At 72.1% G+C, this 834-nt stretch carries 1 protein-coding gene; it reads right to left on the bottom strand.

Features of this window, described 5'->3' with window-relative positions:
- The coding region (locus tag HUK84_RS20695; protein WP_176641865.1) for an SDR family NAD(P)-dependent oxidoreductase at window positions 1-834 on the bottom strand (834 nt) is incomplete at both ends.

Raw genomic sequence — 834 nt, 5'->3', positions numbered from 1 at the left:
CGCCGCATGGCCGCCGCCAGCACGCCCAGCCCGGCCGCCAGCGCGGCCCCGGCCAGGACGCTGCGAATCGTGGTGGTGACCAGGATCGGCATGGTCTTGCGCACTTCCAGGTCGAACCGGCCATGCGCGGCATAGGCCCCGGTCACCGGGGCGAACAGATTGTCGGGCGCGTCGGCTTCGGCGGCGTCCTTTTCCAGTTGCCTTGCATAGGCATCGAGCGATTGGCGCCGGTCCATCAGAGACGGGACCAGCAGCCCCGCCGCGCGGCGCCCCAGCCCCGAAAGCCCGACCCGGACATCGCGATGCCGCCCGAACGCGGCGCGGCTGATCGCCTCGGCGGCGATTTCGGGTTCATAGACCGGCGCGGTCGGCTTCAGGCGCTTGCCGGTATGGTTGCGGGTCCAGGAGAAGCGCGGGGTGTTGATCGCCGGCAGATGCACCAGCGCCAGGTGGATCCGGTCGCCGTCGCGCAGGATTTCCGGCCGCAGGCTTTCGGTAAAGGCGCGGATCGCCGCCCTGGCGCCGCTTTCGACCGCGCGCAACGGCAGCGGCAGGGACAGCGCGGCCAGATTGACGATGGTGCCGCAGCCCCGCCGCCGCATGCGGGTCAGCGCGGCCTGCGTGCCGTGGACCGTGCCCAGATAGGTGACCTCGGTCGCGCGCCGGATGTCCGCGGGCGGCAGGGTGACGAACTGGCCGCAGACGTCGGCGCCGGCGCAATTCACCCATAGCGTGATGGGGCCCAGGCGGGATTCGATCGATTCGGCGGCGCGGTCCAGGGCGGCCGCGTCGGCGACGTCGGCGGTCACGGCCATGGCGCGGACATGCAGTTCC

The sequence above is a fragment of the Nguyenibacter vanlangensis genome, from assembly GCF_013376155.1.
Taxonomy (GTDB): Bacteria; Pseudomonadota; Alphaproteobacteria; order Acetobacterales; family Acetobacteraceae; genus Gluconacetobacter; species Gluconacetobacter vanlangensis.
The sequence above is the reverse complement of the archived record's forward strand: the minus strand, read 5'-3'. Positions and strand labels throughout refer to the sequence as shown.